This is a genomic window from Streptomyces sp. SID486 (genome assembly GCF_009865385.1).
In the GTDB taxonomy this organism is placed as follows: Bacteria; Actinomycetota; Actinomycetes; order Streptomycetales; family Streptomycetaceae; genus Streptomyces.
In genome coordinates this window covers 1-8,680 of sequence record NZ_WWJT01000433.1, presented here as the reverse complement: position 1 = coordinate 8,680, position 8,680 = coordinate 1, and the positions used below count along the sequence as shown (strand labels likewise).

The 8,680-nt window shown below is 74.0% G+C and carries 7 protein-coding genes and 2 pseudogenes; 5 read left to right on the top strand and 4 right to left on the bottom strand.

From position 1 onward, the window contains the following. The first annotated feature begins 243 nt into the window (after window positions 1-243). Window positions 244-1,023, top strand: a complete 780-nt coding sequence (locus GT045_RS20635) for a type II CAAX endopeptidase family protein (protein ID WP_345942699.1) — start codon at window positions 244-246, stop codon at window positions 1,021-1,023. Between the two features lie 18 nt (window positions 1,024-1,041). On the opposite strand, the gene GT045_RS20630 is transcribed toward GT045_RS20635, so the two are convergent. Then, window positions 1,042-1,854, bottom strand: coding sequence for a PhzF family phenazine biosynthesis protein (locus GT045_RS20630; RefSeq protein WP_161287516.1), 813 nt, complete (start codon window positions 1,852-1,854; stop codon window positions 1,042-1,044). A 189-nt stretch (window positions 1,855-2,043) separates the two neighbouring features. After that, window positions 2,044-2,176 (bottom strand): annotated as a pseudogene (locus GT045_RS39885) (SDR family oxidoreductase); the annotation flags it as partial. 377 nt (window positions 2,177-2,553) lie between these two features. Between GT045_RS39885 and GT045_RS20620 the strand changes: the two are divergent. Next, the gene (locus tag GT045_RS20620) at window positions 2,554-3,201 is read left to right on the top strand and encodes a PadR family transcriptional regulator (protein WP_161335053.1); all 648 of its coding nucleotides are present in this window, start codon (window positions 2,554-2,556) and stop codon (window positions 3,199-3,201) included. Between the two features lie 123 nt (window positions 3,202-3,324). Here the strand turns inward: GT045_RS20620 and GT045_RS20615 are convergent, their stop codons facing one another. Next, a complete protein-coding gene (locus GT045_RS20615; protein ID WP_161335052.1) occupies window positions 3,325-3,753 on the bottom strand; it encodes an SRPBCC family protein in 429 nt (142 codons plus the stop codon). 325 nt (window positions 3,754-4,078) lie between these two features. Between GT045_RS20615 and GT045_RS40735 the strand changes: the two are divergent. Both GT045_RS40735 and GT045_RS20605 read left to right on the top strand, forming a co-directional pair. Beyond that, window positions 4,079-4,312: pseudogene (locus GT045_RS40735) on the top strand (peptidase); the annotation flags it as partial. Between the two features lie 562 nt (window positions 4,313-4,874). Then, the gene (locus tag GT045_RS20605) at window positions 4,875-5,885 is read left to right on the top strand and encodes an EamA family transporter (protein WP_161335051.1); all 1,011 of its coding nucleotides are present in this window, start codon (window positions 4,875-4,877) and stop codon (window positions 5,883-5,885) included. A 295-nt stretch (window positions 5,886-6,180) separates the two neighbouring features. On the opposite strand, the gene GT045_RS20600 is transcribed toward GT045_RS20605, so the two are convergent. Further along, complete coding sequence (locus GT045_RS20600) at window positions 6,181-6,861, bottom strand: pyridoxamine 5'-phosphate oxidase family protein (protein ID WP_161335050.1); 681 nt, start codon at window positions 6,859-6,861, stop codon at window positions 6,181-6,183. A gap of 62 nt (window positions 6,862-6,923) precedes the next feature. Between GT045_RS20600 and GT045_RS20595 the strand changes: the two genes are divergently transcribed. Beyond that, a complete protein-coding gene (locus GT045_RS20595) occupies window positions 6,924-8,255 on the top strand; it encodes an aminotransferase class I/II-fold pyridoxal phosphate-dependent enzyme (RefSeq protein ID WP_161335049.1) in 1,332 nt (443 codons plus the stop codon). Window positions 8,256-8,680 lie beyond the last annotated feature (425 nt).

The window sequence follows — 8,680 nt, the reverse complement described above, 5'->3', positions numbered from 1 at the left end:
GTCGGCCGTTCCTCGGTTGGGGTGTGCTGTGCGCGTCGGCCGTTCCTCGGTTGGGGTGTGCTGTGCGGGTCGGCGCTTCCTCTCTCCGGTTCTGCTCCGTGGGCCGGCCGTACCCCGGTCCGTTCCGGTCCGGTCCGGCCCGTGCGGGGGGACGGGGGCCGGTTCTGCGATCCTTGCCTGGCGAAGGTGGGCCAGGGGCCCGTGAGGCGGCTGGAGGCAGGGGTGCGGGTGGAGGCTGACGCGGTGGGCGGATCCAAGGCCCCGGAGCGCGATCCGCGGCGGATCCTGCGGGACGAGACGCTGCTCGTCCTCGGGGTCTCGCTCGGGGCGAGCGGAGTGTCCGCGCTGATCAGCTTCATCGGCTCGGTCACCAAACCGGGCGGCCTGAAGGACCAGGCGGCCACCCTCAACGCCTCGGCCGCGCCCGGCCGTCCGTGGCTCGACCTCGCCTGGCAGCTCTTCGGCATCGCCTCCGCCCTGGTCCCGGTCGCCCTCGTCGCCCACCTGCTGCTGCGGGAGGGCCGGAGCATGCGGACCCTCGGGTTCGACCGCACCCGGCCCTGGCCAGACCTGGCCCGGGGCGCCGGGATCGCGGCCGTGATCGGCAGCACCGGTATCGCCTTCTACCTCGCCGCCCGCGGCCTCGGCTTCAACCTCACCGTCGTACCCGAGGCGCTTCCGGACGTGTGGTGGAAGTTCCCGGTGCTGATCCTTTCCGCGGTGCAGAACGCCGTCCTGGAAGAGGTCATCGTCGTCGGCTACCTGCTGCGGAGGCTGGGCCAGTTGGGCTGGTCCCCGGGCACGGCGCTGGTGGCCAGCGCGGTCCTGCGCGGCTCGTACCACCTCTACCAGGGCATCGGGGGCTTCCTCGGCAACATGGTCATGGGCGTGGTGTTCGTCTGGCTGTACCGCCGCTGGGGCCGGGTCGGCCCGCTGGTCGTCGCGCACTCCCTGCTCGACATCGGCGCGTTCGTCGGCTACGCCCTCCTCGCGGGCAAGGTGGGCTGGCTGCCGACGGCGTGAAGGCCGCCGGCGGTCGGCTCAGGCGTGCAGCTCACCCTCGATGACCGTCACCGCGCGGCCGGTCAGCAGGGTGCGCTCGCCGCGCAGGCCGGTTCGGACCAGGCCGGTGCGGCGGGACGCCTGCAGGCCGGTGAGGTCGTCGCGGCCCAGGCGCGCGGACCAGTGCGGGGCGAGCGCGGTGTGGGCGCTGCCGGTCACCGGGTCCTCGTCGATGCCGACGTTCGGGAAGAAGCAGCGGGAGACGTAGTCGTAGCCGCGGCCGGGGTCCTCGGCACGGGCGGTGGCGATGACGCCCCGCGAGGAGTAGCCGGCGAGGGCCTTGTGGTCGGGGGAGAGACCGAGGACGGTCCTTTCGTCGGCCAGTTCCACCAGCAGGTCACCGACGTTCGGGCCGGTGTCGAAGACGGCGACCGGCTCCGCGCCGAGCGCGTCGGCGACACCGTCCGGGATAGCGGCGGGGGTGAGCGGGGCGGTCGGGAAATCGAGCGTGATCGAGCCGTCGGCGGCGGGTGTGGCGGTCAGCACGCCACTGCGGGTGGCGAACCGCACCGGGCCCTCGTGGGCGCCGGTGGTGTGCAGGACGTGCGCCGTGGCCAGGGTGGCGTGCCCGCACATGGCGACCTCGGTGACGGGCGTGAACCAGCGCAGCGCCCAGTCCGCCGCACCGTCTCCGGGCAACCGGTGCGCGAACGCCGTCTCGGCGTGGTTGACCTCCATGGCGACGTTCTGCAGCCAGTCGTCGTCCGGGAAGACGTCCTCCAGTAGCAGGACCCCGGCCGGATTGCCGGCGAAGGGGCGGTCGGTGAAGGCGTCCACGATTCGCATGCGCATGGCGCCGACGCTAGCGTCCGCTGCGGCTCCCCGGCCAAGGCCAATCCAAGAGAACCGGACCGTTTCCCGCCGCGCCGTCGTGCGGGTGCGCGGCCGGGGGCCAGGGGTGGGAGGGGCCAGGGGTGGGAGGGGCCAGGGGTGGGAGGGGCCGGGCGGGCTCGGCCTCGGCCAGGACCGCCCGGCCGGTGCTCACGCGGCGACGACGGCGACGGTGGTGCGGCCGCCGTCCACGTCGAGCACGATGCCATGCACGAACGCCGACTCGTCGGCGGCCAGTCATGGCGGCGTTCGCGACGGCGTCGGGCGTGCCCATGCGGCCCGCGACGACGACATGGGTCCCTCCGCCGCGAAGCCCTCCGCGATCGCTCGCCCGAGGTTGCTGATGTTGCTGGTCGCCCCGGTCACCAGGGCGGTCTTGCCCGCAAGCCGCATCGACATCGTTTCCACTCCACTGCTCGGTCCTCATGGCGGGATGCCTGCCACTCCGCGATCCGAAAAAGGGACCCACAAATCCGAAGTGGCTCGAGGGGGCCCGAGGGGTGAGGCGTCCCGCATCGGCTGACGCCGGTGACGGCGAGCCGGGGTGAGCGGCTTCCGTGAGGGGGTTGTCTCAACCCTCCTTTCCGATATATCGTTGAGCCATCGCGAACGATACGCGATGCAGACGTGACAGATCAGCGATGGAATGGAGTGATCGCGATGCGTTCCCACGGATTCGAGCGTGGACATCGGCACGAGGGGTTCGGCCGCCGGGGGATGGGCGGCTTCGAGGGGCGGCGGGCCGCCTTCGGTCCGTTCGGGCCGGGCGGCCCCGGCTTCGGGCCGGGTGGCCCGGGGTTCGGCCCGGGCGGGCCCGGTTTCGGACCCGGCCCCTGGGGGCCGCGAGGGCGGGGCGGGCCGCGGGGGCGGGCACGGCGCGGTGACGTACGCGCCTCGATCCTGGCCCTGCTCAAGGACCGGCCCATGCACGGCTACGAGATGATCCAGGAGATCGCCGAACGCAGTGGCGGCGCCTGGAAGCCCAGCCCCGGCTCGGTCTACCCCACCCTCCAACTGCTGGAGGACGAGGGGCTGATCGTCAGTGAGACCGAGGGTGGCAAGAAGCTGTTCGCCCTGACCGAGGTGGGGCGTACCGCGGCCGAGGAGGGGGCGGACGCCCCCTGGGAGGAAGCCTCGCGCGGGGTCGACTGGGAGGCGCTCACCGAGATCCGCCAGGCCGGCTTCGGGCTGATGGAGGCGTTCGGCCAGGTGTGGAAGACCGGGAGCAAGGAGCAGCGCGAGAAGGCGCTCACCGTCATCAACGACGCCCGCAAGAAGCTGTACCTCATCCTCGCCGACGAGCACTGAGGCTCTTGGGGCCGGCGCAACTCGTACGGCAGGTGTGCCGTACATGCGGCAGGTGCCGCTCGTACGGCAGGGCCGGGCGCCCCGCGCGATGTGTCCGCGCGGGGCGCCTTCGCCCGTCGCGGCTCAGGTGACCAGGCCATCCAGCTTGCGCAGCGACTCGTTGAGGGCGGCCGTCGCCGAGTCCTTCAGCTTGCCCGCCATCAGTGACACCGCGGCGCCCGTGAACTCGCCGTCGATCCGGACCGTCGTCCCCTCCCCGTCCGGGACCAGGGTGTAGCGGGTGACGACGGTCACCGCCATCGGGCCCTTGCCGCGGATGGCGAACAGCCTGGCCGGTTCCAGCTCCTCGATGGTCCAGTCGACCTCGGCCGGGAAGCCCATCAGCTTCATGTTCTCCTGGAACGTCCCGCCGACGGCCATGATCTCGGGGCCGCCCTTGGGGAAGCTGGTGTGGGTCGCGTTCCACGCCCCGTACGACGGCCAGTCGGTGAGCTGGGCCCACACCTTCTCGGCCGGCGCCTGGATGCGTGCCTCCGCGCTGACTTCGGCCATGCGACCACCCCTTCGGATCGGGCGTATCGGGCTACGGTGTCGCGGAACGTAGTCGCCGGGGCGCGAACATTCAAGACTGATGAACCGTCAGGCCGACTCCGGAGGTGCAAGGTGTGGGCAGATCTCCTCCGCAGGGATGAGATCCGGGTGGACGGTGTCCACTGTGTGCGGGACGCGAAGATGGTTCCCCTCGTGGATGTCCTGGCGCGAGGGGACTGGTGAGGTAGGGGATGTGCAAGCCCGTACAGCCCATCCGGCCGCCCATCTGACCGCCCATGCCGCAGCCGCTTCGCACCAGGACGACGCCGCCGGGCTCGGTGCCGGGCTGGCGTCGGTGGTCGCCGGTGCGCGCCGCAGGGCCGTCCGGGACGGGGACCGGCAGACCGACACCGCTCATCTGCTCCACGCCCTGCTGGAACACGACCCCGAGGTCCGGGCCGCCATGGGCGAGCCCCGGCGGCTCGCCCGGCTCCTCGGCTACCTCGTGCAGCGCAGCATCGGTTACGGACTGCGCTGGCAGAGCCGTGTGGAGGACTCCGGCGCGGTTCCCCTGGTCGCCGATCCCGATCCCGATCCAGATCCCGCTGCCGCTCCGGATCCCGATCCCGCTGCCGCTCCCGCCGTCGGCCCCGCTGCCGCTCCCGCCGTCGGCCCCGCTGCCGCTCCCCCCATCGGCCCCGCTGCCGCTCCCGCCGTCGGCCCCGGTGTCGACCCTGCCGTCGGCCCCGGTGTCGACCCTGCCGTCGGTTCCGGTGTCAACCCTGCCGTCGGCCCCGGTGCCGGCCCCTCCGTCGGCGGGGGCCGTGGCGACAGGGATGCCGGCGGCTGGTCTCCGGCCGCGTCCGCGGCACTCGCGGACGCCCGGGCCCGTGCCCGGGAGCGGGGAGCCTGCGGTGTCTCCGGCACCGACCTGCTCGCCGCGCTCGTCGCCGATCCGCGGTCCAGGGCCGCCGAGGTCCTCCAGCGGGCCGGTGTCCCGGCCCGCGAGCTGACCGCGCGGATCGAGTCCCGGGGCGGCGGGCCTGCCGCCGACGAGGAGGCCGCCCGCTGACGGCCTGGGCGGTCCACCTGCTGAGACAGGTGTCAACAGGGGTGACGCTCCTGTCGACGCCTGTCATCATGTGCCGGTGCATACGTCTGTGAGCAGTCAGGACACCCCCGGCAAGGGAGCCGGCCTCGGCCTCGCACTCGCCTCGGCGCTGGCCTTCGGCGGGTCCGGAGTGGCCGCCAAGCCGCTGATCGAGGCCGGCCTCGACCCGCTGCACGTGGTGTGGCTGCGGGTGGCGGGCGCCGCCTTGGTGATGCTGCCGCTCGCCGTGCGGCACCGCGCCCTGCCGCGCCGCCGGCCCGCGCTGCTCGCCGGGTTCGGGCTGCTAGCCGTCGCCGGTGTCCAGGCGTGCTACTTCGCCGCGCTCTCCCGGATCCCGGTCGGGGTGGCCCTGCTCGTCGAGTACCTGGCGCCCGCCCTGGTGCTGGGCTGGGTCCGCTTCGTGCAGCGGCGGCCCGTCACCCGTGCCGCCGCGCTCGGCGTGATCCTCGCCGCGGCCGGCCTCGCCTGTGTGGTGGAGGTCTGGTCGGGGCTGAGCTTCGACGCGCTGGGGCTGGCGCTCGCCCTCGGCGCCGCCTGCTGCCAGGTCGGCTACTTCGTGCTGTCCGACCAGGGCGGAGGCGCCGACGGGACGGCGCCGGACCCGCTCGGGGTCATCGCCTACGGGCTGCTCGTCGGCACCGCCGTGCTGACCGCGGTGGCCCGCCCCTGGACCATGCACTGGTCGGTCCTGGCCGGTTCCGCCGACCTGAACGGCACCGCCGTACCGGCCGCCGCCCTGCTCGCCTGGGTCGTGCTGGTCGCCACGGTGGTCGCGTACATCACCGGCGTGCTGTCCGTGCGCCGGCTGTCGCCGCAGGTCGCCGGGGTGGTCGCCTGCCTGGAAGCGGTCATCGCGACCGTCCTGGCCTGGGTGCTGCTCGGCGAGCACCTGTCCGCGCCGCAGGTCGCCGGCGGCGCCGTCGTCCTGATCGGAGCGTTCATAGCCCAGTCCTCGGCCCCCGCCGTGCACTCCGCGGAGCCGGTCGCCTCGGGCGGCGCGGAAGCGGAACGGGAGCTGGCGGCCCGCGGTACCGCCACTTGAAAGCTGGCGGCCCGCGGAACGGTCGCTTGAAAGTTGTCGGCCCGCGGTACCGCCGCTTGAAAGTTGTCGGCCCGCGGAAAGGTCGCTTGGAAGCTGTCGGCCCGCGGAACCGTCGCTTGGAAGCTGTCGCCCGCGGTACCGCCGCCTGAAGGGGGCAAGGCCGCACCTCGCTGCCGGGTGCGGCCCACGGTCACCCTGGTATCCGGCCGGGGAACCGGGCACGGTCACCCCGGCCGGGCGCAGGACGGGCGGCGCCGGGAGGGGCCGGGAGACGTACGCGGCCGGCCGGGGGGGCCTACCGCGCCACCAGGTAGTCCGGGAGCTCGATGCCGGGCGTGAGATCGGCGTTGGCGACCGGGGCGTCGTAGCCCTTGCGGAGCGGCACGACCCCGGCCCAGTGCGGCAGGGCGAGGTCGGCCGGCTCGTCGTTGGCGCCGCCCGTACGGACCTTGGCCGAGACCTCCTCCAGGTCCAGGCGGATGACCGCGGTGGCGGCCAGCTCCTTCTTGTTCGCGGGCCGGGAGTCGGCGGCCCGGCCCGGTACGACGTGGTCGACCAGCGCGTCCAGGGCCAGCCGGCGCTCCTCGGGGTCGGTGACCTCGTGCGCGACGCCGTGCACCACGACCGAGCGGTAGTTGATCGAGTGGTGGAAGGCGGAGCGGGCCAGCACCAGCCCGTCGACGTGGGTGACCGTCAGGCACACCGGCAGGCCGGGGTCGGTCTCACCCGTCATCCGCAACGGGCGCGACCCCGTCGAACCGTGGACGTAGAGCCGCTCGCCGACCCGGCCGTACAGCGTCGGCAGCACCACCGGGGCGCCGTCCCGGACGAAGCCGAGGTGGCACACGTACCCCTCGTCCAGTATCGCGTGCACCAGTTCCTTGTCGTACGACGCCCGGTCCGCGGAGCGCGTGGGCACGGTCCGGTCGGTCGGCGTGTAGGCGGCGGCCCGCGTTTCGTCGGTCGTGCCCTGCATGACGTGCCCTCCAGAGTGATCCGGGTTGGAGAAATGCTTTGTACTAGTGCATAATCTTCTTTGTGCTAGGAGAATATCGGATCGCGGGACGTGGTGCAGCCGAGATCGCGGCGGGCATCGAGGAGGCGGTCGGTGCCGGGGAGCTGGAGCCGGGCCAGACCCTTCCGCCCATGCGGGAGCTGGCCGCCCGGCTGGGCGTGAACCCCAACACGGTCGCCGCCGCCTACCGGACCCTGCGCGAACGCGGCGTGATCGAGACGGCCGGCCGCCGCGGCAGCCGTGTCCGCCCCAAGCCCGCCACCACCGGCCGTGAGCAGCTGCGGGTGGAGGTGCCTCCCGGGGGCCGTGACCTCTCCACCGGCAACCCGGACCCGGCCCTGCTGCCCCGTCTGGCCCCGGCGCTGGCCGCCGCGGCCGAGGCGGCCGACCGGCGGCCCGTCCTCTACGGTGACGACCCCGTCGACGCCGGTCTGGTCCGCACCGTCCGCGCCGAACTCGACGCCGACGGCGTCCCCGCGGGCCCGCTGACCGTGACCTCCGGCGCCCTCGACGCCATCGAACGCGTCCTCACCGCGCACCTCAGGCCGGGTGACACGGTCGCCGTCGAGGATCCCGGCTGGGGGAGTGTCGTGGACCTCGTCCCCGCGCTGGGCCTGCACCTGGCCCCCGTCGGCGTGGACGACGACGGGCCCCGCCCGGACGACCTGCGCCGCGCCCTGGAGGCCGGGGCTCGCGCCCTGATCGTGACCGCCCGCGCCCAGAACCCGACCGGCGCCTCGGTGAGCGCCACGCGCGCGCGTGCCCTGCGCGCGGTGCTCCGGGAGCACCCGGGGACCCTCCTGGTCGAGGACGACCACGGTCACGGCGTCGTCGATCTGCCGGTGCACCCCCTCGCGGGCGTCACCCGCCACTGGGCCTTCGTCCGCTCGGCGGCCAAGACCTACGGTCCCGACCTGCGTCTCGCCGTCCTGGCCGGCGATCCCGTCACCGTCGACCGGGTCCGCGGCCGGCAGAGCCTCGGCCCCGGCTGGGTGAGCCTGCTCCTGCAGCGCGCCGTGGCGCACCTGTGGGCCACCGGTGCGGTGGACCGGTCGGCGGTCGCGCGGTCGTACGGGGCCCGCAGGACCGCCCTGATCGAGGCGCTGGCGGAGCGCGGGGTCACCGCCCACGGCCGCAGCGGCATGAACGTCTGGGTACCGGTGCCCGACGAGACGGGCGCGGTGGCGCGGCTGGTGCGCAGGGGCTGGGCCGTCGCCCCGGGCGCCCGCTTCCGCCTCGCCTCCCCGCAGGGCATCCGCGTCACCGTCTCCACGCTGACGGCGCGGGACATCGCCCCGCTGGCGGACGCGATCGCCGCGGCGGTACGCCCGAGCCCGGCGCGGGTCTACGGATAGGCGGCGCCGAGGGCGTCGTCCGGGAGATGCCGACGGGGAAGCGTGATGTGCGTCGTCCGGGGGATGCCGACGGGTAAGCGTGATGTGCGTCGTCCGGGGATGCCGACGGGGAACCGTGGTCTGCGTCGCGTCGTCCAGGGGATCCCGACGGGGAAGCGTGGTCTGCGTCGTCCAGGGATCCCGACGGGAAGCGTGGTCTCCGGACGGTTCGACGCCCCCGGACGCACTTCGGGGCCGAGGGGCCGGCCTTCCCTCAGGGCTCGTCGGTCCGAGCCGGGTCAGCGCCGCCCCTCAGCTGGCCTCCGGCCTGAGCCGGGTGAGCGGGGTTCCTCAGGCGCTCTCCGGCCTGAACCGGGTGGGCGTGGCTCCTCAGGCGCTCTCCGGCCTGAACCGGGTGAGCGTGGCTCCTCAGGCGCTCTCCGGCC